The following is a 24,304-nucleotide window of genomic DNA, read 5'->3' as shown; positions in this document are numbered from 1 at the left end:
CATAGTGAAGCCATGAGGCGGCCCCAATAAAGTCAAATTTGAAACGTCTAACCGGACTTAAGTGTCCTGCGGTTGTTTTTGGTTATGAGTTCGCGGGCTGATTGCCCAGTTTTCTGTACCGCGATTTGAGAAATACGGGCGGATTGAAATGAGCCATAACCAGGCTGTCGGTGCATCGCACGACGAACCAAAAATTGAAGGTTTGCAACCCGGAGCCAAGCTCCTGCGGGGGCAGTATGAAATCCTGAGCTATCTCAGCAATGGTGGCTTCGGAATCACCTATCTGGCCCGTGACAGCCTGGAGCGGGACGTGGTTATCAAAGAATGTTTCCCCGGCGCGCTCTGCCGTCGCGATGGAGACCTGGTCGAAGCCGCTGATCCCTCCTACTCCGAAGACCTACGCGCGATCGTGGACCTTTTCATCCAGGAAGCGCGCAACCACGCGCGGCTGGTGCATCCAAACATCGTCGATGTCCATCAGGTGTTCGAGGACAACAACACCGCCTATATCGCCATGGACCTGATCCGCGGGTGCGACCTGCTGGACTACATGGATAAGCCCGAGAACGAAAGCGGCCCTGACTTCATCGTTCAGGTGACCGAAAAGATGCTGTCGGCGGTCTCGTTCATCCACCAGAGCGGTATGCTGCATCGAGACATTTCCCCCGACAACATCCTGATCGACGAGAATGGCGATCCGGTTCTGATCGACTTTGGCGCTGCGCGCGAGCAGGCCGCGAACAAGTCGGCGGCGCTGTTGACGCTGCGGGTGATCAAGGATGGCTACTCGCCCCATGAATTCTATGTGCGCGGTGCCGAGCAAGGCCCCAGCAGCGACCTGTATGTACTGGCGGCAACGCTGTATCACGCGATCAGTGGTGAGCGTCCGATTGATGGTCAAAGTCGCCTGAACGCGTTCAACAACGGTCAGGAAGATCCCTATTCCCCGCTGACCGGACGGTTTGCGGGTTATCCCGAAGGGTTCCTGGAAGCGATCGACAAGGCGATGGAGGTTCACGCCACCGACCGCTTGCAATCGGCGCTGGACTGGTTGCGCATGTTCCGCGGGCCGGGGGTGATGTTCGATACATTCGCCTATCGTCCGGTCTCGGTCATCGTTGGTATGGACCGCGAAGACAAAGAAGCCGAGAAAGCCCGGATCAAGGCTGAAAGCGAAAATGCCGAGGCGGTTGTGACCGCTTTGTTGGCGGGCAATTCCGACATTGTCATGGGCAATGAAGACAAGGCCGAAGAGGATCTGTCCAAGCTCTCACCCCGCGAGGAACCGGCGGTTGCCGTCGATACAGTTGTCAAAAGCGGATCGAGCGGCAATGGCAAGCTGCTGGCTGGCGTGGCAGTTGTGGCCATCGCTCTGGCCGCAGGTGGGTATGTGATGATGTCCGGTGATGCGGACAAGGTCGAGACAGCGGCGGTGGCCCCTGCGACGGAAGCGGCGGAACCCGCAACCGCAGCGGTGGAAACTGAAACGGCGGCGGTCGAACCGGCCCAAACTGAAGAGCCTTCACAGGAACTGGAACAAGTCAGCGCTGCAGTGCAGCCTGTCGAGCAGGAGCCGGTTGAAACTGCGGAGACGGTTGCCACAGAAGCAGCCCCCGCAGAAACGGTGACCGAAGAAGCACCGCCTGAAGAAACAGCAGTCGCGAACGAAGAAACCGCAGCTGTACCCGAAGAAACCACAGTCGCGCCCGAAGTGACTGCGCCTGAGGCTGAGGTCGCGGCAGCTCCGGTCAATCTGGCCGAGGCTCAGGTTGCGTTCTCGCACTGGGATGTTGAGGTTCCGTTTGACACGTCCCGCCGTCGCGCCTCGACCGGCAACATGTTCTCAATCACGGGTGTAGATGCCAATCAGGACATGTCGGTGATCGGCGATTGGGTTCAGCGCGGAGCTACCATCTTTACTTTGAACGGCAAGCCGGTACGCGATGATGCCTCGTTTGCGGCACAGGTGCTTGAGAACCTGCAGGTGGATCCCGACGGGTATCTTCGCGTGGCTGCGCGCTACCGTCCTCTGGGGGAGACACGGGCGCAGAACGGATTGCTCGCTTTGCCTGCATTCCGCACGATTGGTTTGGAAAACGGCTACGGCTTTAGCGTCAACGGCAATGGGGTCGGTGGCTGGCAGACAGTTGTGACAGAGGTGCCCGAGGGCGCGTCGGGCAGCTTGCAAACAGGGGATGTGCTGGTCAGCGAGGCCGAAACAGGGCTTGCATTCGAAGGGCCGGAAAGCCTCGATGCGGTGTTGGCGCAACTGGTCTCGGGCGAACAGCCTCAGGCGCGGTTTGCGGTATTGCGCAACGGTGCCGATGCTGACGCAACCATGCCCCTTGCGCAGGAGTGATCAGACCGGTTCGAACGTAATCTGCCAGCGTGTGTTTGCTGAGGGTGGCCCTCGAAAGACAGCCACCCTGACGGGACCCGGCCCGGCGCAGAAAGGTAAAAAGTTTCCTGGTTTCACGATTGAAGACCGCAGCGCGGACGGTCGCGGTGCGGGTAGCGAAACGGCACAGAATTGCGTGCCAACAAGTTGAAGGTGTCGACGCCATGTTCAAATACAAAAGCCCTCTCAGCCGGCTTCTAGAAGGTGCCGGCAAAGCCAAAGAAGAAGAAACGACTGAGGCAGCAGCCCCGGCCGAGGAAAAGCCCGAACCGATTGCGGATTTCAACGCGCTACGCGCGGCGCTGGGCGGCGGCAATCTGGCCTCTGAGGCGTATGAAGAGACGTATGACGAAGAAGATGAGCTGACCGTCGAAGGCGAGATGCCCGAGTTTTCGGATGCTGAGGACGCGGCAGAGGACGCCGAGGAAGAGGCGTCGATCTTCGCAGAAGAGGCTCCTGTGACCGAAGAGGTGGCCGAAGAAACACCGATTGCCGAGCCGGAAGCTGACGACCAGATCGTGACCCTCCATCTGTCCGAAGACGAGCGGGTCGAAGCGCCGGTTCAGGATGAGGTCGAAGTGGCGGAGCCCGAAGTGATCGAACCTGTCGCAGTCGAACCTACTCCGGAACCGACCCCCGCTCCGGTCGAGCCTGAGGTCGAAGTTCAGGAGCCGGCGGCGGAAGCCCCCGCACCGCAGCCTGAACCGCAGCCCGAACCCGAGGTGCAGGCAACAGCGGTTGAGCCGACACCGACACCAGCGCCAACTCCGGCCCCAGCCGAGGACCGCCGTTCGCGTGTAAAGACCACTTTCCTGGGCTTCGAACGCGCAGATACCCACGTTCAGGATCTGATCGAAACCGCCGAGCCGGTTGCCAAAACCGAAGCCGCGCAAGAGACCTTCCCGGTGGGTTGGCTGGTTGTTACCCAAGGCCCCGGCCGTGGGTCCAGCATCACCCTGACCGAAGGTCTGATGCAGATCGGACGCAATGATGATCAGGCCATCCAGCTGGATTTCGGCGACACTGGCATCTCGCGCAGCAACCACGCCGTGATTGCCTACGACCCGGAAGATCGCAAATGCTATTTGGGTCATGGCGGCAAGGCCAATCTGGTGCGCCTGAATGGCAAGCCGGTTCTCAGCACCGTGGCGCTGTCCAATGGCGATCTGATCCGCATCAGCGAAACCTCGATCCGTTTCATGGCCTTCTGCGACGAAGGTTTTGATTGGCGGGATTCCTGATAGATGCTCGCGACTCCGGCATATGACGTCGCGCTGATCCTGAATCAGGGTCAGCGGGACACGCAGGAGGATGCCATCGCTGCGCGTATGTTCGACGCAGCGGATGCAGGCTATGTGGTGATTGCCGACGGTATGGGCGGGCATGAGGCCGGTGAGGTCGCCTCAAGCCTCGTGGTTGCCGCCTGGCGAGAGGCGCTGGACGCTGAGCTGGAAAGCGACACTCTGTCGGAACGCGCGGCGATAGATGCGCTGCCTTTGGCGGCCATGCAGGCCAACGCGCTGATTTCGAACCGCAATGAAGAACAGGGCGATGGCTGCAACATGGGGTCCACCTTGCTGGGCACCTTGCTGTTGGGGCAGCGTTTGTTCTGGATTTCGATTGGCGACAGCCCGCTCTACCTGTTTCGGGACGGCGGGCTGATGCAGATCAATGAAGACCATTCAATGGCGCCGATGATCGACGCGCAGGTTGCCGACGGCACGCTGACCGAAGCGCAGGCGCGGTCTCATCCGGACCGCAATCAGCTGACCTCGGTCATTATGGGCGGTGCAATTCCCAAAGTGGATTGCCCGGAAGATCCGCTGGCAATGACGGCTGCAGATATCCTCATCCTCGGCAGTGATGGCCTGCAGACCCTGACGGATGACGAGCTTCAGGCGGTCGTAGGCAGCCACGCGCAGGCATTGGCGCAAGAAATCGCAGAGGCACTGCAGCAGGCGGTGCTGGCGAAGAACAACCCTGATCAAGACAACCTCTCAATCGCAGTCGTGAAACTTGCGAAACAATAATAAGGCAAAGCAACGGGACCCATGAAAAACACATTGATCATATCGAGCCTGGCCCTGGCGGCGGCTACAGGTGCAGCATCCGCACAAGAGGCGTGCTCGAACTACGAGATTCAGCGCGGCGACAGTCTGAGAGAGCTGGCGATTCAGGTCTATGCGACGGAAGACTTCCGCATCATTTTTGACGCCAACCGCGATGTGATTGGATCCAATCCGAACATCATTCGGGTCGGTGACGTGCTGGCAATGCCCTGCCTTGAAGATATCGGTCGCACTCCGGTTCTGGCTGATACCGAGGCTGAGCGTCTGGCCGCCGAAATGGCTGCCGAGCTAGTCAAAGCTGCCGAAGAGCGTGCAGAACAGGCGATCGCCGAGGCCGAAGCCCGTGTGGCCGCCGCCGAAGCTGAGGCCAAGCAGGTCAGTGAACAGGCCGTGGTTGAAGCAAAGGCCGCCGCGCGTGAGGAAATTGAGGCCGCACGCGCCGAAGGCGCCGCCCTGATCCGCGACGCCGGTACGGGCGAACGCCCTGAGGTGCGCGACCGTCAGGTGCTATTGATCACCGGCGGCGACTATCAACCCTTCACCGACGAAGCACTGCCGCACCGTGGCCTCTATACGCATCTGGTGGAAACCGCGATGCTGCGCGCCGCGCCCGAGCAGGCCTACAAGATTCAGTTCGTCAACGACTGGAACTCGCATCTGGATCTTCTGATGCCGACGCTTGCGTTTGACGGCACGTTCCCCTGGTCGCGTCCGAATTGCGAAGAACCCGCGGCGCTGTCCGAAAACGACCGCAACCGCTGTGAGACCTACAACTTCTCGAACCCGTTCTACGAAGTGGTCGACACGTTCTTCGCCCGCGAAGGCACAAGCTATGTCGAAGCGCTCAGCTACGCTGATTTCGCCGGAACGACGATCTGCCGCCCCGAAGGTTGGTCGCTGTCACATATGGATGCGGTCAGTCTGTACGAGCCGATCATCACCTTGCTGCGTCCGGAATCGCCGGACGAGTGCTTTGAAGCCGTGATGACGGGCGAGGCCGACATTGTCGCAATCGAAGCGCACCTGGCCGACGGGGCCATCGGTCGGCTTGGCTACGAACATCGCATTGTCGAGAACCCGAATTTGGCGGCGATCAAGTCGCTGAATGTCATGACGCACAAGGACAACCCGGACGGAGAAGCGATTCTGGAAACGCTCAACAAGGGTCTGGCGATCATGCAGCAATCCGGCGAATGGCGAGACATCGTCTCATCCGCTCTTCGCTATCAAATGGAAAACGGCTGAGAAAACTGAAAAGCCATCTCAAATTTTATCTGGAGAAAACACCGAATGCCCAACTTAACGCTCCATAGTGTTGCGCTGACAACCGCTGCCGTATTGACGGTCAGTGCCGGAGCCGCTGCCGCCCAACAAGCCTGTACGAATTATACCGTACAGGACGGCGATACCATGGCGTCCATCGCTTTGACCGCGTATGGCACGTCCAACTACCAGCCGATCTTCAACGCGAACCGCGATGCGATCAGCAACCCCAACGCGCTGGATCCCGGGCTGTCTCTGGTCCTGCCTTGTGAGGACGGAAACCTGCCAAACGGTCAGAGCGCAAGCGACATCATCGCGGCACAGCAGGAACGTTTTGCAAACTCTGCGCAGAGCAGTGCGTTCAAACGGCCGATCAAACTGGTGACCGGCAATGGCTGGGCTCCGTTCGCGGATGAAACCCTGAACGGTGGCGGGTTCATCACCCGTCTGGGCACCACAACACTGCAGCGTGGTGGCAATAACGAGCAATTCTCGATCAGCTTCGTAGATGACTGGAACTCGCATATCGAAACCCTGCTGCCGCTGGGTGCGTTCGACGTGTCTATGGCCTGGAACATCCCCGACTGCACCAACCGCAGCTATGAATGGTCATGGGAGACCGAGGTCCGCTGCACGCAGTTCCACGCCTCGGCTCCGGTCTATGACATCGTGTTCGGTTTCTACAGCGTGCCCGACGGCAAATACGCCGGAGCCACCAGCTTTGACGACCTGCACGGCGCCACGATCTGCCGTATGGAAGGCTGGCCTCTGCACGATCTGGAGCAAGAAGGTTTGCTGCGCGACGATACCATGACGGTTGTGCAGCCCGCCACCGCACGGGAATGCCTGGATGCGGTCATCACCGGAACGGCTGACATCGCCACGTTCGAATTGCAGCTGTTCGCAGACGCCATGAGCGAAATGGGCCTGAATGCCAACGACCTGGTCGAGAACCCCTATGTCTCGACGTTGTCGTCCCTTCGCTTCATTACTCACCGGTCCAATCCTCAGGGTCAAAGATACCTTGCCCTGATGAACAAGGGCCTCAACGAAATGCGTGAAACCGGGGAATGGTACGCCATCATCTCGGATAGCCTGAATGAGCATAACGAAAGACTGCTAGACGCAATCAACTGAAACCTCATCTCCACATTCCAACTTATGGGAGGAATAAAAAATGCTAAGAGAAAAACTCAATACCAAAGTGATGACGGCAACCGCCGTCCTCACACTCTCCGCAGGTGCTGCAGCAGCGCAGGAAGCCTGTTCAAACTACACCGTGCAGGACGGCGACACGATGGCAACCATCGCGATCGCAGCCTATGGCACATCGAACTATCAGCCGATCTTCAACGCGAACCGCAACGAGATCACCAACCCCAATTCGCTAGAGCCCGGCCTGGTCCTGGCTCTGCCGTGTGAGGATGGCAGCCTGCCCAACGGTCAGTCGGCGCAGGAAATCATCGCAGCGGAAGAACAGCGTGCGGCCAGCGTGAAACGGTCGAACGTCTATGCACCGCCGATCAAACTGGTTGCGGGCAACGGCTGGGAGCCGTTCACGACAGAATCCCTGAGCGGCGGCGGCATCATGACCCGTCTGGCAACGACCAGCCTGCAGCGCGCCGGCAACAGCCGCGACTTCTCGGTCAGCTTCGTGGATGACTGGTCTTCGCACCTGGACACTTTGCTGCCGCTGGGCGCGTTTGACATCTCGATCGCCTGGACGCTGCCGGATTGCACCAACCGGTCCTATGAGTGGTCCGAAGCAACCGAAGCCCGCTGCACGCAGTTCGTGGCGTCTGTTCCGATCTACGACGTTGTTGGTGGCTTCTTCACGCTGCCCGAAAGCGAATACGCCGCCGCAACAGAGTTTTCGGATCTCGAAGGTGCAACCCTTTGCCGTATGGCGGGTTGGAGCATGGTTGTTCTGGAAGAAGTTGGCCTGAACGGCAAAAATCTGAACCTGATTCATCCCAACTCAGCGCGTGAGTGCCTGGACGCCGTTCTCACCGGCACAGCAGACGTTGCTGCATTCGAGGTTGAGCTGTTTGCCTCAACCATGAATGACATGGGTTTGACATCGGACGATATCGTCGAAAACCCCTATGTTTCGACACTCTCGTCGATGAGCTTCATGGCCCACCGTTCGAACCCGTTTGCCCGCGAATACATCGCCATGATGAACAAAGGTCTGAACGAGATGCGCCAGTCCGGCGAATGGTACGCAATCATCTCGGACACGCTGCGTGAGCAGAACGAAAAGCTGAACGCCGGTTCGAACTGATCCCTCGGTTCAACTGACGCAGAAGGGCCGGTTGTTTCAACCGGCCCTTTTTCTTGTCATGGGGACAAAACCGGTGTTTGAATTCGATCTGTTCGGCACGTCTGTGCATGCTGTCCGAACGCATCGACTTTCCACAGGACTGACCCATGATCCAAGACAACCCCGCGCTTATTGATGCCATTCGTGACAGGTTCGCTCATGTCGACACGTGCCCGTTTCAGGGCGAACGCATTTTCTTTGAGAATGCAGGCGGCGCCCTGACGTTGAAATCGGTGGCTGAGACCTCGGCTTTTTATGCGGCGATCCCGGACAATCCGGGCCGTATCAACCCTGCGGGGCAGGGCACGCAGAATGTGATCAACCAGGCCAAACAGGATCTGGGCGTGTTCATGAACGCCTCAAGCGGCCAGTTCTTTGCTGGCGAAAGCGGGACCGAGCTGTTGTTCCGCTTGATCCGTACCGCGAGTTTGGCCGCACCCAAAGGGGCCAAAGTGATCGGGTCCTCCATCGAACACCCGGCCACCCGCAGCGCCGCGCGCCGCTGGGCCGAGATTGCAGGGCTCGACTACGTGAACGTGCCCCATGACAACGATACCGGTCTGGTCACGGCTGAGGACTACACCGCGCTGATGACCCCGGATGTGGCGGTTGCGACGATCCTGCATGCCTCACCTGTGACAGGCATGGGCATGGATGTGGCCGCGATCTCGGCCGCGATCCGGGCGGTTGCGCCGGATTGCATGATCATTGTCGACGGCATCCAGCACGCGGCCCATGGGCAGCTCGATCTGGATGCCTACAACGTCGATGGCTATGCGATCTCACCTTACAAAGTGTTCTCGCGCCACGGATACGGGATTGCTTGGATCTCTGACCGTCTAACCCATACGCCCCATGACATGCTGATCGACGCCCCCGCGACAGGGTGGGAGTTCGGCACCCGCGATACCGGTTCCTACGCGACGGTGTCGGATGTGGTGTCCTATTTCGACTGGCTGGGTGGGGAAGTATCGGACGAGACCGACCCGCGCGCGCGGATCGAGGCTGCGGGTCGTGCCATTCATGACTACGAGACGCACCTGACCGATACAGCAATCAACGGCAGCGGCAACCTGCCCGGTCTGCGCGATATGGACCACGTCACCATTCTGGCCGGGGCTGACAACCCAGCGCGTGAGGGGCTGGTGTCGATTGTGGTCAAAGGCAAGGCATCCGAAGATGTGGTCGAGACGCTGAATCAGCAGGGCATACGAACCCATACGCGCAAGGCCGACCATTACTCGGGCAATGTGCTGGGGCCATTGGGGCTATCGGACTGCATCCGCATTTCCTTCTGTCACTACAACACGGAACAGGAAATCGCCCGGCTCTTGGCCGCCGTCAAAGAGCTTGGGGAAGACGCGTAGCGCTAAAGTCTCTGCCCGTCCTCGCCAAAGGCGAGGACGTTGGCCTGATCGAATGCGATCCCGGTCTGCGCGCCCGGCTCAACCCTGTGTTGACCGAAGGCGCGGATGGTGAAGGGTTTTCCGGTTCCGATATCGACCATGATATTCGTATCCGCACCTAGGTTTTCCACATGCACCACGGTGCCGGATAGTGCCCCGGTTTCAGAATGGGTGGCATATTCCGGGCGGATGCCGAAATAGGTGCCCTTCGGGCCGCCGATCATATCCGCTGGGACAAAATTCATGGCGGGGGAGCCGATGAACTCGGCCACAAAGCGGTTGGCGGGGTTGTTGTAGAGGTCCATTGGGCTGCCGATCTGTTCCACACGCCCGTCCCGCAGGACCACGATCTTGTCGGCGAGTGTCATCGCTTCGGTCTGATCATGGGTCACGTAGATCATGCTGGCGTCAATCTGGCGGTGCAGATTGGCGATCTCGACCCTCGTGTTCAGACGTAAGGCGGCATCCAGATTGGACAGCGGCTCGTCAAACAGGAACAGTTTCGGGTTGCGCACAATCGCACGTCCAATGGCGACGCGTTGCCGTTGGCCGCCTGAGAGTTCGGCGGGACGGCGCTCCAGATAGTCCTCAAGCGACAGCATCCGGCTGGCCTCGGAAATGCGGCGCGAGATTTCGTCCTTCGGGTGCCCGGCTTGTTTCAGCCCCAGCGCCATATTCCCACGCACCGTGAGATGCGGATAGAGCGCGTAGGACTGGAACACCATCGCAAGCCCGCGTTTCGCCGGGGGGACGGAGTTGACCTGCTCGCCGTCGATTTCGACTGTGCCCGAGGTCGCATCCTCCAATCCCGCAATTACCCGCAGCAAGGTCGATTTCCCGCAGCCCGAGGGGCCGACAAAGACCACGAATTCGTTTTCCTCGACCGTCAGGTCGATGTTCTTCAACACCTCAACTGGCCCGAAGGATTTACACACTTTGCTCAGCTTCAGGGCGGTCACGTCACGCCTCCTTCAGGTCAACCGGTTGCCCGGTTCTAATGCTTTCATCAGCCGCCAAGCAGATCCGCAGGGATTGCACCGCGTCGCTCATGTGGCGGGTCAGGTCGATATTCTCGGCGATGACGCGCAGCATGTAGGCTTGCTCTGCATCGCACAGCTCCTGATGGCCCGGTTCGCCGTCCATTTCGATCAGAGTGTCCCGATCCGGGCGATGTACTAGAATGCCGCCCACTTTGGTGTGCCCGTCCACTTCGTCCGAAGCGCCTTTGTTGCCCTCGGTGATCGAAACGGCGCCATTGGGCGAGATGATGTCTTTCACGAAGAACGCGGTTTCGGACATCATCGGGCCCCATCCGGCCTCGTACCAGCCGACTGAGCCGTCCTCGAACACCACCTGGAACTGGCCGTAATTATACATATCCGGTGCGATCTCGTCCGATAGGCGCAGGCCCATGCCGTTGACCCGAACGGGCAGGGCGTCGGTGATCTGGCACATCACATCCACGTAGTGCACGCCACAATCGACGATGGGCGAGGTGGTCTGCATCAGCGCCTTATGCGTCTCCCAAGTCGGGCCGGTGGATTGCTGGTTCAGGTTCAGGCGGAACACGTAAGGGCCGCCCAAGCCTCGCGCCTCAGTGATCAAACGCATCCACGAGGGGTGGTGGCGCAGGATATAGCCGATCACCAGCTTGCGCCCCGTTTCGACCGCTTTGGCGACAACGCGGCGCGCATCCTCGACCGTGGTGGCCAGAGGTTTCTCGACAAACACATGCGCGCCAGCCTCCATCGCGGCGCAGGCATAGTCGGCGTGACTGTCGGAATAGGTCGCGATGACCACCAGATCAGGTGCGGTCTCTGCCAGAGCGGTGTGGAAGTCCGAGAAGGCGGGATAACCCTGCAATTCGGACTGGTCGACCTGGCCCGAGCGATTGACCAACCCGACAATCTGCGCGTCGGGATGATGGTGATGCGCCAGCGCGTGGCTGAGGCCCATATTGCCCAGACCTGCGATAAGGACTCGGATCATTTGACCGCCCCCGAAGTGATGCCGCGGATCAATTGCCGCGAGAAGATGACATAGAGAACCATGACCGGCAGGATCGCCATGCTGAGCGCGGACAGAACCGCGTTCCAGTCGGTGACAAACTGCCCGATGAAGACCTGACTGCCCAGTGTGAGCGTCTTGGTTTCCTCGGCCGGGGCCAGGATCAGCGGGAACCACAGATCGTTCCAGATCGGGATCATGTTGAACACGGCAACTGTTGCCATGGCTGGGCGCACAAGCGGCAGAACCAGACGGAAGAAGATTGTGTATTCGCTGAGGCCATCAATGCGACCCGCGTTTTTCAGATCGTCGCTGACCTGCCGCATGAACTCGGACAGGATAAAGACGGCCAGAGGCAGACCCTGCGCGGTATAGACCAAGATCAGCGCCATCAGCGTGTTCACCAGCCCGGTTGCGACCATCATCTCAAGGATGGCAACGGTGCCGATGCGGATCGGGATCATGATGCCCAAGGCCAGATAGAGGCCCATCAGGGTATTGCCGCGAAAGCGGTACTCGCTCAGCGCAAAGGCGGCCATTGCGCCGAACAGCAGGATGAAGAACAGCGACACCACCGTGACGATCATCGAGTTCTGGAAGTAGAGGAAGAAATCCCCCTGTTTCATCACTGTCTGATAGCCGATCATCGAGAATGTCTCGGCATCGGGCAGGGCCAGCGGCTCACGAAAGATCGCTTTGCGGGATTTGAAGCTGTTGATCACGATCACGAAGACCGGGAACAGCGCGATCAGGGTGTACAGGATCAGCGCGCCATGCATGGCGGCGATATTGAACGGGTTTCTGCGGGCTTTGTTCATCTTGCCACCCTCAGAACTGATACCGGCGGATGCGGGTCTGGATCAGGAACAGATAGACGCAGACGCCGGTTAGGATGATCGCAAACATCCCCGTCGCAATGGCCGAGCCCATATGCGGATCGCCCAGCTGCAACTGGAACCCGAAGAAGGTGCGGTACATGAAGGTGCCCAGAATATCCGTTGAGAAATCGGGGCCGGCCAGTGCGCCTTGCGCGGCATAGATCAGGTCAAACGCGTTGAAATTCCCCACGAAGGTCAGGATCGAGATGATGCCGATAGACGGCAGGATCAGCGGCAGTTTGATCTTCCAGAAGGCGGCCATACCGGTGATGCCTTCGACCTCGGCGGCCTCAAGGATTTCTTCGGGGATCGACAGCAGGGCGGCATAGATCAGCATCATCGGGATGCCGACAAACTGCCAGACCGACACAAGCGCCAGGGTGGTCAGGGCATATTCCTCTTTCCCCAACCACGGAGCATAGAGGGATTTCAGGCCAACAGCGGCCAGCATGTCCGGCGCAATGCCCCAGATCGGCGAGAGGATCAGTTTCCAGGCAAAGCCAACGATCACGAAAGACAGGATTGTCGGAATGAAGATGGCCGAGCGGTAGAAAGCGGCAAACCTCAGCCGCGGGTGGCTGAGCATGGCGGCCAGAGCGATGCCGATCGGGTTCTGCACCAGCATGTGAATGAAGAAAAACCAGAAGTTGTTACCTAACGCATTCCAGAACGCATCCGACCATAAGGGATCGCCGAACAGGGTACGGAAATTGTCCAGCCCGACAAAGACGCGGGATTGATCGACCTCGGTAAAAAGCGCCAGCCGCAGCGTGTTGAAAAGCGGCAGGATCATCACGGCAGTGTAAACCAGCACGGCGGGCGCAAGGAACACCACTATGTGCCATTTGATCCGGCTGTTGCCCATCTTATGCCTCGACTGTTCTGGGTGGGTCCGGCCCGAAGGCCGGACCCGTTGGTTTCGTGAGTGGTTATTGGTGCGGTGCGTACCAGGAGGCGAGGCCATCCTGCAGGCGCTGACCGGCGTCTTCGGGGCTTTCTTCGCCCTTGATGACCTGAGCCGAGGCATTCCACGTCTCGTTCTCAAGGTTCGGCGTGCCGCGCGACAGGATCTGGTAGGTCGAGCGGATAGTTGAGCCACACTCGCCACGCCAGCTTACGAACTCCTGCGCCAGCGGGTCGTCCATCGCCACGTCAAAGCTCGACAGCGAGAAGAAGCCTGGCAGGGCATTGGCGTAGATGGTCGCGAACTCTTCCGAGCCGACCCAATCCAGGAAGGTGCGCGCGGCCTCTGCGTTGGGTGACGCGGCGTTCAGGCCGATGGCGATGTCGGTGTGGTCCGAGATATAGCACTCATCACCTGCATTCTGGACGGGAGGCTTAAACGCACCCATTTCGAAATCGGCCAGATTGTTGAAACCGCTGATCTCCCAGCTGCCAGCGGGATAGACGGCTGCGCGGCCCAGAGTGAACAGGTTCTGGCTGTCCGGATAAGTCTGGGCTTCGAACCCGTCGCCCATGTACTCACCCCATTTCGCCAATTGGCGATAGGGAGCGACCCATGCCTCATCCGTCAGCTTCTGTGAGCCTTCGATCAGAGCCAGACGCCCCTCTTCACCTTTCCAATAGTTCGGGCCGATATTATTGTAGCCCATGGTGGCCGCTTCCCACTGGTCATTGGTGCCCATGGCCATTGGAATATAGGTGCCGTCCTCTTTGATCTTGTCGAGCGCAGCGAAGAACTCAGCCTCGGTTGTCGGGACTTCGATACCCAGCTCGTTGAAGGCGTCCTTGTTGTAGATAAATCCATGGATCACCGAGGCCATGGGAACGCAGAAGGTCGCCGCGCCGTCATCGGTCTGCCACGCAGATTTTGCCACGTCCGAGAAATTGGCCATGCCGCCCAAATCGGACAGATCCGTCAGGTGACCGGCCTCATAAAGACCAAGCGAGGTATCGAACGGACGGCAGGTGATCAGGTCTCCGGCCGACCCGGCATCCAGTTTGGCGTTCAGGGCCGCGTTGTATTCTGCAGGGGCCGAGGGCGTGAATCGGATTTTGATATCCGGGTTCTGCGCCTCAAACGCAGGGATGATCTTTTCCTGCCACAGCGCCAGATCGTCATTGCGCCAGCTTTCGATAGTCAGAACCGTTTCGGCATAGGCGGCGCCTGCAAGGGCCGACGACGCCAGCAAAACGGCGCTTAGTGATATCTTCTTCATGGTCTTTTCTCCCTTGATATTTTGTTTGGTTTTAAAGTTGTTTTAGCGCTGGGCGCAGGTGGCCATCAGATTGCGCCAAAAGCGCCTCGGCCCGGTCCGGGCTGTCGGCGCCCGCGGCCAGCAAGATTGCCTGTTTCACGTTACCGGACGCCTGCGTAAGCGCAGCACTGGCCTGCTCTGCCGAAACCCCGGCGATTTTTCCAACGATCCCTTCGGCGCGTTGCCGCAGTTTATGGTTGTCGGCGATGACGTTGATCATCATCCCGTCATGGACGTGGCCAAGGCGAATGCCCATCAGCGTGGACATCATATTCAGAGCCACTTTCTGCGCCGTCGCGGCCCCAAGGCGCGTTGAGCCAGCGATGGGTTCGGGTGGCGTGTTCAGGTGAACGGCGCAATCCACGTAGTCGAACAGCGGGGCCTCTGCGTTGTTGGCGATCCCGATGACCTTGGCACCCTGCGCGCGCGCATGACGGGCGAATTCGACGGCATAGGGCGTGCTGCCACTGGCGGAAAGGGCGATTACAGCGTCACTCGGTTGTACCTTGGCCGCCACAGTTTGCGCCGCAGTTTCATCATCTTCTGTATGACCGGGCATCGCCGCGCCCTGTGGCACCCCGCCTGCCATGCAGATCGCCATGGACTCAGGCGAAAGGCCAAAGGTTCCGGATAATTCAGCACCGTCCGCCAGCCCCATCAGGCCCGAGGAACCGGCCGCAGCGTAGTAAATCTTGCCGCCCTGACGCACCGTATCCGTAAGAATAGCAGCCCCCTCTGAGAGGGCATCCAAGCAACCGTCAAGCCCACCCAATGCTGCCTTCTGCGCCTCAAGCAGATAGTCAAGGATGTCGACATCTGGCCGCAGGTCAAGCCCTTCGACCTCGTCGCGCAGCATTTCCGTTTGCGGCAGCATTTGATTCCTCCCCAGATGAGAGTAATACCTATATAATACCTTTTGTCTACCTCTCCTTGGAAAAATATGCTAAAACCCCCGATTTGGCCGGCAATTCTCAGTTTCTATAAGCTGAGGTCTTTTTTTTCGGCAAAAGGTATCCTAAAGGTATCTATATGGATGAGTCCTTCCAATACCTGATTGCAATCGACGGCGGTGGCACAAAATGCCGGTTCGCGATGGTCACACCTGACGGTCGGGTCGAGGTGACATTGGGTAGTGCCAATGCCTTCTCGGATCGTCAGAAAGCGCTGCGCACCCTCGATGAGGGGCTGCAGGCTTTGGCCGATAAGGCGCAATTGCCCCGAGCGCATCTGGCCGAGATTCCGACCTACGCGGGACTGGCTGGGGTGACGGATGCCGTTGCGGCGTCGGAGGTTGCGCGCAGCCTTCCCTCGCGGATAGTCGAGGTCGAAGATGATCGCAGATCGGCGGTTGTGGGCGCGTTGGGCGCGCAGGACGGTTCTGTGATCGGCGTTGGAACGGGATCCTTTCTGGCCCGTCAGGCCGATGGGCGAACGCAGTTTATTGGCGGCTACGGAGCTTTGATCGGCGATCAGGCCTCGGGCAACTGGTTAGGCGTTCAGCTGCTGCAACGCGTTCTATTGGCGATGGACGGCATTCAACCGCACAGCGCGCTGACCCGAAAAATCAGCGCGGAATATGACGACGATCCCATGCAAATCGTTGCGTTTGTTGGCCAGGCGAATCCCTCGGATTTCGCAGGCCTCGCCCCCGAGATCATCGTGGCTGCGGCTGGTGGCGATCCCGTGGCGCAGGAACTGATGCAAGGCGGGGCCGACTATCTGGCGCAAGGGCTGCGTGCACTTGGTCACACCGACGAATCGCCCGTTTGCATGATCGGCGGGGTCGCACCGCATTACGCAGACTATCTGCCGCTTCACATGCAGGCCTGCATGACCGAGGCCAAGGGCTCGCCGCTTGACGGTGCCCTGATCCTGGCGCGTCACCTGGCCGAGCGGGCAAAGGTAGGGGCGGGCTGATGAGCGACACTATCGAGACATTCCTGAAATCTGCCGACTGGCTACAGGAGGCCACAGGCCCTCTTTACGTGCGGTTGCGCAAGCGACTTGAACAAAGCATCGAGGCCGGTGTTCTGGCCGAAAGCGCCCCGCTACCTGGCGAGCGTGAGATGGCCCATCTGACCGGCCTGTCCCGTGTTACCGTCCGGCGCGCGCTGCAGGATTTGGTCGAGCGTGGCATCATCGTGCAGCGTCAGGGCTCGGGCAGTTTCGTGGCGGACGGAACGCCTCGGGTCGAACAATCGCTGTCTCTGCTGACCTCTTTTACCGAAGACATGACCCGTCGGGGGCTGGATTCGACCAGCGAGTGGCTGGACCGTGGCATCCACACACCCTCACCTGAAGAGGTCATGGCGCTGGCCCTGTCCTCGGGCGAAGAGGTAGCGCGGCTGTCTCGGCTGCGCATGGCCAATGACCGGCCGATGGCGATTGAGCACGCGGCCTTGCCGGTCGATATCCTGCCGCATCCAGAAGGCGTAACATCCTCGCTCTATGAAGTGCTGGAACGCGACGGCAACCGCCCGGTACGCGCCATGCAGCGAATTTCAGCCATCAACCTTGAGGCCAACGATGCCGCCGTTCTGGGGGTCGAGCCAGGCGTGGCCGGGCTGCGGATCGTGCGGACCTCGTTCCTGTCCAATCGACGGGTGGTGGAATTCACCCGCTCTGTCTATCGCGGTGATGCCTACGATTTCGTGGCCGAACTGCGCCTTGCAAACAGCTAGGAAAGCACATGCAACAGCAGATCACCCGGATGCGCCGGGAAATCGATGAGATACCCGACGCGGTCGAACGGCTGCTCAGCCGGGGTCAAAAGGACATCGCGTCCACCGCCGAGGTCGCCCGGACCCTTGATCCCGCCTTTCTGACGAGCGTGGCGCGGGGGTCTTCAGATCACGTCTGCACCTATCTCAAATACGCGTCGGAAATCCTGTTGGGCCTGCCGGTGGCCTCGGTCGGCCCTTCTGTCGCGTCGATCTACAACGCGCCGCTCCGGCTGCAAAACAGCCTTTGTCTGGCCGTGTCCCAGTCCGGTCAAAGCCCGGATATCCTGGCGATGGTTCGCAGCGCGGATCGTGATGGCGCGCTGACCATCGGGCTGACCAATGACGCGGCCTCTCCGCTGGCGGCATCCTGCGCCCATACGATTGATATTCAGGCGGGCCCGGAACTGAGTGTGGCCGCGACCAAGACATTTGTGTCCTCGGCCGTAGCGGGCCTTTGGGTCTTGGCTGAATGGGCGCGGGACGAGGCGCTTTTGGCGGCCATTCGCGATTTGCCAGAACGGCTGGCGGAGGCTGCGCGTATCGACTGGCCCGAGGTACGGGCTGCGATTGGGGCGAACCCGTCGCTGTTCACCTTGGGGCGCGGGCAGGTGCTCGCCATGTCCAACGAGGCCGCGTTGAAGTTCAAAGAGACCTGCCAGTTGCATGCCGAAAGCTATTCTTCGGCCGAAGTGCTGCATGGGCCGGTCTCGATTGTCGAAGAAGGGTTTCCTGTCTTCAGCTTTGCTACTGCCGATGCTGCGGAATCCGCGCTGTCCGAAGTCGCCGATGCGATCAGCGCCAAAGGGGCCCGCGTTTTTGCCACTACGACCAAGGTCAAATCTGCGTCACCGGTCGAACATGTCCGCACGCTACACCCGCTGACCGACGCGCTGAGCCTGATCGTTTCGTTCTATTCCATGGTCGAGGTTTTCGCCGCCTCGCGCGGCATTGACCCGGATGCCCCCCGGCACCTCAAGAAGGTGACGGAGACGGTATGACTGAGGCAGCCCACGCCCTCATCGGAGCGGATATTTTGACGCCGGACGGCATCGTGAAAGACCACGCGCTGTTGCATCGGGGTGGGCGGGTTGATGGCGTCGTTCCCATGTCGGAACTTGGCTCTGGGCATGTGCCAATCACGCTGGAGGGTGGACTTCTCGCGCCGGGTTTCGTTGATCTGCAGGTCAATGGCGGCGGTGGGGTGATGTTCAACAACCAGCCGGATGTTGCCGCGCTGCAGATCATGGCTGGGGCTCATGCGCAGATCGGGGCGACCTCGATCCTGCCGACCTTGATCACGGATTCGCCCGAGGTCACTGCAAACGCCATCTCGGCCGCGATTGAGGCCGTGCGGCAAGGCGTTCCGGGGATCGTTGGCCTACATCTGGAAGGCCCGCATCTGGCCGTCTCCCGCAAAGGCGCGCATGACGCTGCCTTCATCCGACTGATGGAAGATGCGGACGTCGCGGTCCTGCTTGAGGCCGCCGCCCAATTGCCGGTGCTTAAAGTGACGCTGGCACCAGAAAGCGTCACAAGCGCCCAGATTGAAACGCTGACGGCGGCAGGTGTATTGGTCGCCTTGGGGCACACGGACGCCAGCTATGAGGTTTGCGTTGCTGCCGCCAAGGCCGGTGCGCGCTGTGTGACGCATTTGTTCAACGCGCAAAGCCAGATGCAAGGACGCGCGCCGGGAACCGTTGGCGCGGCATTGGCCGAGGGGGAATTCTCGGCGGGATTGATCGCGGATATGATCCATGTGCATCCTGCCATGATCCGCAATGCATTGAACGCCAAGCAGGGGCCGGGTGAGATTTTTCTGGTCAGCGATGCCATGGCGACGGCAGGGTCGGATATCCGCGTGTTTGAGCTCAACGGCCGTGAAATCCACCGGGAGGACAACCGGCTAACGCTGGCCGACGGAACATTGGCCGGCGCGCATCTGGAATTGTTGCAGGCGGCGCGGAATCTTACCACGCAGGTCGATGTGCCGTTTGCTAAGGCCCTGCAGATGGCCAGCCTTGTGCCCGCGAACTTGATCGGCAATCGCCAGATCGGACGTCTGGTCAAAGGCGCGCTGGCACATGTCTTGCATATCGGCCCTGAGGGGGATCTGCTGGCCGTCTGGCAGAACGGCCAGAAAATCCTCGGATGACCCTATCGGCAGAACCGGTCTGCGTGCTTTGAAAACCGCCCATTTTGCGCTATTCTGCGCCAGAGCAGTAATCAGGAAAAAACGGAATGCGTAAATGCATAGGCGGCGTCATGACCGCCGCATTGTGGGCATCCATGATGCAGGCAGGTTCAGCAGAAACTTCTCAAGGGTCAGAAAATCGACTTTTGGACAATACGATACAATTGGCCTCGGCGGATGTGGTGGTCTCCCTCCGGCCGGTGCCGCGACCCCCGGCTGAGGCCGTTCGGGTGTCGGTAGAAGGCAATGCCCGCTTTCAGGCATGGCTCGGCGCGTTTCAGCGGCGGGCGGTGGAGCAGGGGATCACTCAGCAGACCTTGGATCAGGCACTGGCCGGGCTGAGTTATGATCAAAAGGTTATCAAACGGGATCGCAATCAGGCCGAATTTTCAAAGCCGATCTGGGAATATCTGGACGCGGCTGTCTCGGACACACGCATCTTAAATGGTCGCGCGGGTTTGGACCGGCATCGGAAAGTCCTTCGCCAGATCGAGGCGCAATATGGCGTTGAAAAAGAGGTCGTGACCGCCATTTGGGGCCTTGAGACTTCCTTTGGCTCCTATCGTGGCACCAATCAGACGATCCGCTCACTGGCGACATTGGCCTTTGATGCCCGTCGCGCTTCGTTTTTCGAGACCCAGTTGATTGCCGCCTTGCGGATCATTCAGGCCGGGGATGTAAGTGCGGGTCGCATGGTGGGCAGCTGGGCTGGCGCCATGGGGCATACGCAATTCATGCCGACCTCGTATCTGGATCACGCGGTTGATTTCGATGGCGACGGTCGGCGTGATATCTGGTCTGAGGATCCGACAGACGCGCTGGCCTCGGCCGCCGCCTATCTGGCCCGGCATGGGTGGACCAAAGGGCAACCCTGGGGTGTTGAGGTGCAACTGCCCGAGGGGTTCGACTATGCGACGGCCAAGCGGGATTACACTCTGATGCCGTCTGACTGGGCGGCGCGTGGTGTGGTCGGGCTGGATGGCAAACCGGTGCGCGATCATGGTCGGGCTGCGATCTTGCTGCCTGCGGGCGGGCAGGGTGTAGCGCTGATGATCTTCGACAATTTCAGCGTGATTGAGGCGTATAACGGTGCGGATGCCTATGTAATCGGGATCGGCCATTTGTCAGACCGCCTGAGTGGAGATGCTCCGTTTCAGGCCAGTTGGCCGCGTGGCGACCGGGTGCTGAGTTTTACCGAGAAAAAGGAATTGCAAACGCGGTTGACGCAGGCCGGGTTCGATACTCAGGGCATAGACGGGCGTACCGGGCCGAATACGGTGAATGCAGTGCGGGCCTATCAACTGGCGCAAGGACTACTGCCAGATGGCTACGCGTCCATTCGTTTGCTTGAGCGGTTGAGGTAGAGGGGGGGGCTCTGCCCCCGCCGCCTATCGGCGTCTCCCCCGGGATATTTTCAGCCAGATGAAGAGCGGATCAGGAGGCCGCTTTCATCAGGCCCTGCGCTATGATCTCAGCTTGGGCTTCGTCCAGGGACTTGTGGATGCGCACGAACATTTCGTCGATATCCGCTGGGGTCAGGATCAGAGGCGGAGAGATGATCATCCGGTCGCCCACATGCCGCATGATCAGGTTGTTGGCAAAGCAGCGGTCGCGGCAGATATAGCCCACCGTGCCGGGGGCCGAGGCGAATTTGGCGCGGCTGGCTTTGTCGGGGGTAAGCGCGATCGACGCCATCATGCCGACGATCTTGGCCTCGCCCACCAGCGGGTGATCGGCCAGCGCCTCCCATTTCTGTTTCAGGTAGGGGGCGGCTACGTCGCGGACATGCTCGACGATCTTTTCCTCTTCGAGGATGCGCAGGTTTTCCAGAGCAACAGCAGCCGCGACCGGGTGGCCGGAATAGGTGTAGCCGTGGTTGAATTCCGTGCCGCCGATCACCTCGGCGATCTCGTCATTGACGATGGAGCCTCCGATAGGCGCGTAGCCCGAGCTGAGGCCCTTGGCGATGGTCATGATATGCGGCTTGATGCCGACGGTCTGCGATCCGAACCAGTTGCCGGTGCGGCCAAAGCCACAGATTACTTCATCGGCGATCAGCAGGATATCGTATTTGTCGCAAATGCGCTGGATTTCGGGCCAGTAGGTATCGGGCGCAACGATCACGCCGCCTGCGCCTTGCACGGGCTCGGCGATGAAGGCCGCGACGCGATCTTCGCCGAGTTCCTGGATGGCGTCCTCCAACTCGCGTGCGCGGGCGAGGCCGAACTCTTCGGGCGACATGTCACCGCCTTCAGCCCACCAGTTGGGTTGATTGATATGGTGGATGTTCGGGATCGGAATCCCGCCCTGCGCGTGCATTCCGGCCATACCGCCCAGTGAGGCAGAGCCCACTGACGAGCCATGATAGGCATTGTGCCGGCTGATGATTATGTTCTTGTCGGGCTGGCCTTTCTCGGCCCAATAAGTGCGCACGAGACGGATGTTGGTGTCGTTCGCCTCGGACCCGCCAGCTGCGAAGAACACATGGTTCAGATCGCCCGGGGCAAGCTCGGCCAGTTTGTTGGCCAGGGCAATTGCGGGCACGTGGGTCGTTTTGAAGAAGGTGTTGTAGTACGGAAGCTCGCGCATTTGGCGCGCGGCGGCGTCAGCCAGCTCATCACGTCCGTAGCCGATATTCACGCACCACAGGCCGGCCATCGCATCCAGGATCTGTTCGCCTTCGCTGTCTGTCAGATAGACGCCATTGGCGCGGGTTATAACGCGCGCGCCCTCTTTCCCCAGCGCTCCGTTGGCGGAGAACGGGTGCATGTGGTGGGCGGCATCCAGCGCCTGCAATTCGGCGGTGGGCATGTGGTTTGTGATCGTGGACATCCGAAAGACTCCTGCAACGGTGGTTGCGAGTCACAATATGATCAAATTATTTCCTGTCAATCGAATCGGTGTTTTCTAGATGTCCGAGGCAGACTCGATCATCAGCTCCATGCCTTGCTCGATATCCTGAGCGGTCGCTTTGGCCACTTTTTCCGCGTCCCCGGCGCGCAGTCCTTTGATGATGTCCTTGTGGCGATCAGGCAGGCTTTGAGTGCCGAAGCGGCCGCAGACCACACGCAAGGATGGCCCGAATCGGAGCCACAGACGCTCGGCCAGATCGCTCAGAACGGGCGCATCGGCATGTGCATATAGCGTTTCGTGGAATCTGTGGTTGAGATGCAGGTAGCCATTAACGTCACCATCCGCGATCATCTGGTCCAATTGCTGGTCGATAGATTCCAGTTGATCAATGTCGCTGGCGGACATTTTGGCGGTGGACCGCCTTGAAAGCTCTGATTCTATGGCAATTCTGGCGAAGATCACTTGCTCAACATCACCGCTGGACAACAGGGGCACACTGACCCTGCGATTGCCCTGAAACACCAATGCGCCGTCCGAGATCAGACGTCGAATCGCCTCACGCACGGGGGTCATGCCGACGCCGAGCGAATCAGTCAGGCCCTGAATGGTGACGGGCTGACCTGGGACCAGCTCGCCGAACATGATCATGGATTTCAGGGTGTGGTAGACCTGTTCATGCGCGGGCCGTTTCCCGGCGTCAATATTGGGCTTTGGTGCCTTATTTTTGATCAAATCCAATTGGTTTGCCTTGTCTCGATGGGTGCCGACTTGCCGGGCTGTTGACCTTTTGGAACCATAGTTCAGAAAGTCGAAAAACGCAAAACTTGATCAAATCCAAAAAAACGGGACAATACCCACCATAATCGCAGGGAGAACAAAAATGATGTTCAAGACGCTGACACTGACAGCGATTCTCGCATTGGGGACTTCGGCGGCCTTCGCCGAAGAGGTGCGAGTCTATAACTGGTCGGACTATATCGACGAGGAGCTTCTAACAAAGTTCGAGGAAGAGACAGGGTTGACCCTGATCTACGACGTGTTCGACAGCAACGAGGTTCTTGAAACCAAGATGCTGGCTGGAGGTTCAGGGTATGACGTTGTCGTACCTACTGCGGACTTCATGCAAAGGCAGATTCAGGCTGGTGTTTACCAGAAACTAGACAAGTCCAAATTGCCTAATTTGGCCAACATGTGGGACGTCATCGAAGAAAGGACGTCCAGATATGATCCCGGCAATGAGTACTCGATAAACTATATGTGGGGGACCACCGGACTGGGCCTCAATGTCAACAAGGTCAAAGAGGTATTAGGCGACGATTTTCCGTTGGACACGATGGACCTCGTGCTGAAGCCTGAAAATATGGAAAAACTGGCGTCATGTGGTGTGCATTTTTTGGATGCCCCTACTGAAATAATTCCAATGGTCCTACAGTACTTGGGTGAGGATCCCGATAGTTCCGATCCAGATGTCATAGCGAAGGCCGAAGCACCATTGTTGGCGGTGCGCCCACATATTCAGAAATTCCACAGTTCGGAATATGTCAACGCCTTGGCCAATGGTGAAATCTGCGTGGCAGTCGGTTGGTCGGGCGACGTTTTACAATCTCGCGATCGAGCTATTGAGGCAGAAAACGGAGTTGAAATCGCCTACAATCCTTTCGCCGAAGGTTCGCTAATGTGGTCGGACCAGATGCTAATTCCAGCGGATTCTCCAAATCCAGACGGTGCGCATCAATTCCTTAACTTCATAATGGATGCGCAAAACATGGCGACGGCCTCGAACTATGTGTACTACGCCAACGGCAACAAGGCGTCACAAGAGTTTCTATTGGAAGATGTAATCGGCGATCCGGCGATTTATCCGACGGAGGAAACGATGAGCAATCTATATACTAAGTCGCCCTATGACTCGAAAACGCAGCGGGTTGTGACCCGTCTGTGGACCAAGATCAAATCGGGCACCTGATCCGATTT

General features: G+C 59.2%; 21 protein-coding genes. 13 read left to right on the top strand and 8 right to left on the bottom strand.

What is annotated here, in order from left to right:
* The first annotated feature begins 148 nt into the window (after window positions 1-148).
* The 7 genes from ACP15L_RS07090 (at window position 149) to ACP15L_RS07060 (ending at window position 9,420) form a co-directional block, all read left to right on the top strand.
* A complete protein-coding gene (locus ACP15L_RS07090) occupies window positions 149-2,359 on the top strand; it encodes a protein kinase domain-containing protein (RefSeq protein WP_425083639.1) in 2,211 nt (736 codons plus the stop codon).
* Between the two features lie 203 nt (window positions 2,360-2,562).
* Window positions 2,563-3,639 carry an FHA domain-containing protein gene (locus tag ACP15L_RS07085; RefSeq protein WP_425083638.1) on the top strand — a complete coding sequence of 359 codons (1,077 nt, stop codon included), beginning with the start codon at window positions 2,563-2,565 and terminating at the stop codon, window positions 3,637-3,639.
* Window positions 3,640-3,642: 3 nt separating this feature from the next.
* Window positions 3,643-4,428: a PP2C family protein-serine/threonine phosphatase gene (locus tag ACP15L_RS07080; RefSeq protein WP_425083637.1), complete on the top strand. Its 786-nt coding sequence runs from the start codon at window positions 3,643-3,645 to the stop codon at window positions 4,426-4,428.
* Between the two features lie 21 nt (window positions 4,429-4,449).
* Window positions 4,450-5,712: a transporter substrate-binding domain-containing protein gene (locus tag ACP15L_RS07075; RefSeq protein ID WP_170375717.1), complete on the top strand. Its 1,263-nt coding sequence runs from the start codon at window positions 4,450-4,452 to the stop codon at window positions 5,710-5,712.
* Between the two features lie 45 nt (window positions 5,713-5,757).
* Window positions 5,758-6,867 (top strand): LysM peptidoglycan-binding domain-containing protein, encoded by a 1,110-nt coding sequence (locus ACP15L_RS07070; RefSeq protein WP_425083636.1) that lies wholly within the window; start codon window positions 5,758-5,760, stop codon window positions 6,865-6,867.
* Between the two features lie 40 nt (window positions 6,868-6,907).
* Window positions 6,908-8,014, top strand: coding sequence for a LysM peptidoglycan-binding domain-containing protein (locus ACP15L_RS07065; RefSeq protein WP_170471522.1), 1,107 nt, complete (start codon window positions 6,908-6,910; stop codon window positions 8,012-8,014).
* Window positions 8,015-8,160: 146 nt separating this feature from the next.
* Window positions 8,161-9,420 (top strand): aminotransferase class V-fold PLP-dependent enzyme, encoded by a 1,260-nt coding sequence (locus ACP15L_RS07060; protein ID WP_425083635.1) that lies wholly within the window; start codon window positions 8,161-8,163, stop codon window positions 9,418-9,420.
* A gap of 2 nt (window positions 9,421-9,422) precedes the next feature.
* Here ACP15L_RS07060 and ACP15L_RS07055 read toward each other — a convergent pair whose 3' ends face one another.
* The 6 genes from ACP15L_RS07055 to ACP15L_RS07030 all read right to left on the bottom strand — a co-directional run bounded on the left by ACP15L_RS07055 (window position 9,423) and on the right by ACP15L_RS07030 (window position 15,437).
* Complete coding sequence (locus ACP15L_RS07055; protein WP_425083634.1) at window positions 9,423-10,418, bottom strand: ABC transporter ATP-binding protein; 996 nt, start codon at window positions 10,416-10,418, stop codon at window positions 9,423-9,425.
* 1 nt (window position 10,419) lies between these two features.
* Window positions 10,420-11,448: a Gfo/Idh/MocA family protein gene (locus tag ACP15L_RS07050; RefSeq protein WP_425083633.1), complete on the bottom strand. Its 1,029-nt coding sequence runs from the start codon at window positions 11,446-11,448 to the stop codon at window positions 10,420-10,422.
* Complete coding sequence (locus ACP15L_RS07045) at window positions 11,445-12,284, bottom strand: carbohydrate ABC transporter permease (protein WP_170375704.1); 840 nt, start codon at window positions 12,282-12,284, stop codon at window positions 11,445-11,447. The genes ACP15L_RS07050 and ACP15L_RS07045 overlap by 4 nt, the downstream gene beginning before the upstream one ends.
* A 10-nt stretch (window positions 12,285-12,294) precedes the next feature.
* Window positions 12,295-13,209: a carbohydrate ABC transporter permease gene (locus tag ACP15L_RS07040; RefSeq protein WP_425083632.1), complete on the bottom strand. Its 915-nt coding sequence runs from the start codon at window positions 13,207-13,209 to the stop codon at window positions 12,295-12,297.
* 64 nt (window positions 13,210-13,273) lie between these two features.
* Window positions 13,274-14,524 (bottom strand): ABC transporter substrate-binding protein, encoded by a 1,251-nt coding sequence (locus tag ACP15L_RS07035; RefSeq protein ID WP_170690753.1) that lies wholly within the window; start codon window positions 14,522-14,524, stop codon window positions 13,274-13,276.
* 31 nt (window positions 14,525-14,555) lie between these two features.
* The gene (locus ACP15L_RS07030) at window positions 14,556-15,437 is read right to left on the bottom strand and encodes an N-acetylmuramic acid 6-phosphate etherase (protein WP_425083631.1); all 882 of its coding nucleotides are present in this window, start codon (window positions 15,435-15,437) and stop codon (window positions 14,556-14,558) included.
* Window positions 15,438-15,592: 155 nt separating this feature from the next.
* Here ACP15L_RS07030 and ACP15L_RS07025 point away from each other — a divergent pair, with 155 nt between their 5' ends.
* The 5 genes from ACP15L_RS07025 to ACP15L_RS07005 all read left to right on the top strand — a co-directional run bounded on the left by ACP15L_RS07025 (window position 15,593) and on the right by ACP15L_RS07005 (window position 20,841).
* Window positions 15,593-16,480 carry a BadF/BadG/BcrA/BcrD ATPase family protein gene (locus ACP15L_RS07025; protein ID WP_425083630.1) on the top strand — a complete coding sequence of 296 codons (888 nt, stop codon included), beginning with the start codon at window positions 15,593-15,595 and terminating at the stop codon, window positions 16,478-16,480.
* Entirely contained in the window at window positions 16,480-17,244 is a 765-nt protein-coding gene (locus tag ACP15L_RS07020) for a GntR family transcriptional regulator (protein WP_170666175.1), read from the top strand. Before ACP15L_RS07025 ends, ACP15L_RS07020 begins: the two co-directional genes overlap by 1 nt.
* Before the next feature lie 8 nt (window positions 17,245-17,252).
* Window positions 17,253-18,284 (top strand): SIS domain-containing protein, encoded by a 1,032-nt coding sequence (locus ACP15L_RS07015; RefSeq protein ID WP_425083629.1) that lies wholly within the window; start codon window positions 17,253-17,255, stop codon window positions 18,282-18,284.
* Window positions 18,281-19,438 carry an N-acetylglucosamine-6-phosphate deacetylase gene (gene nagA, locus ACP15L_RS07010; protein ID WP_425083628.1) on the top strand — a complete coding sequence of 386 codons (1,158 nt, stop codon included), beginning with the start codon at window positions 18,281-18,283 and terminating at the stop codon, window positions 19,436-19,438. The genes ACP15L_RS07015 and nagA overlap by 4 nt, the downstream gene beginning before the upstream one ends.
* 86 nt (window positions 19,439-19,524) lie before the next feature.
* The gene (locus ACP15L_RS07005; RefSeq protein WP_425083627.1) at window positions 19,525-20,841 is read left to right on the top strand and encodes a lytic murein transglycosylase; all 1,317 of its coding nucleotides are present in this window, start codon (window positions 19,525-19,527) and stop codon (window positions 20,839-20,841) included.
* 70 nt (window positions 20,842-20,911) lie between these two features.
* On the opposite strand, the gene ACP15L_RS07000 is transcribed toward ACP15L_RS07005, so the two are convergent.
* Together ACP15L_RS07000 and ACP15L_RS06995 are read right to left on the bottom strand one after the other, a co-directional pair.
* Entirely contained in the window at window positions 20,912-22,309 is a 1,398-nt protein-coding gene (locus ACP15L_RS07000; RefSeq protein WP_425083626.1) for an aspartate aminotransferase family protein, read from the bottom strand.
* A gap of 75 nt (window positions 22,310-22,384) precedes the next feature.
* On the bottom strand, window positions 22,385-23,068 hold the full coding sequence (locus tag ACP15L_RS06995) for a GntR family transcriptional regulator (protein ID WP_425083625.1): 684 nt from the start codon (window positions 23,066-23,068) through the stop codon (window positions 22,385-22,387).
* A 142-nt stretch (window positions 23,069-23,210) separates the two neighbouring features.
* Between ACP15L_RS06995 and ACP15L_RS06990 the strand changes: the two genes are divergently transcribed.
* Window positions 23,211-24,296 (top strand): polyamine ABC transporter substrate-binding protein, encoded by a 1,086-nt coding sequence (locus ACP15L_RS06990; protein WP_425083624.1) that lies wholly within the window; start codon window positions 23,211-23,213, stop codon window positions 24,294-24,296.
* The last annotated feature ends 8 nt before the right edge of the window (window positions 24,297-24,304 follow it).

This window comes from Ruegeria profundi, from assembly GCF_049800715.1.
Classification (GTDB): Bacteria; Pseudomonadota; Alphaproteobacteria; order Rhodobacterales; family Rhodobacteraceae; genus Ruegeria; species Ruegeria profundi_A.
Note: the sequence above shows the minus strand (reverse complement) of the source record. Positions and strands in the feature narration are given on the sequence as shown.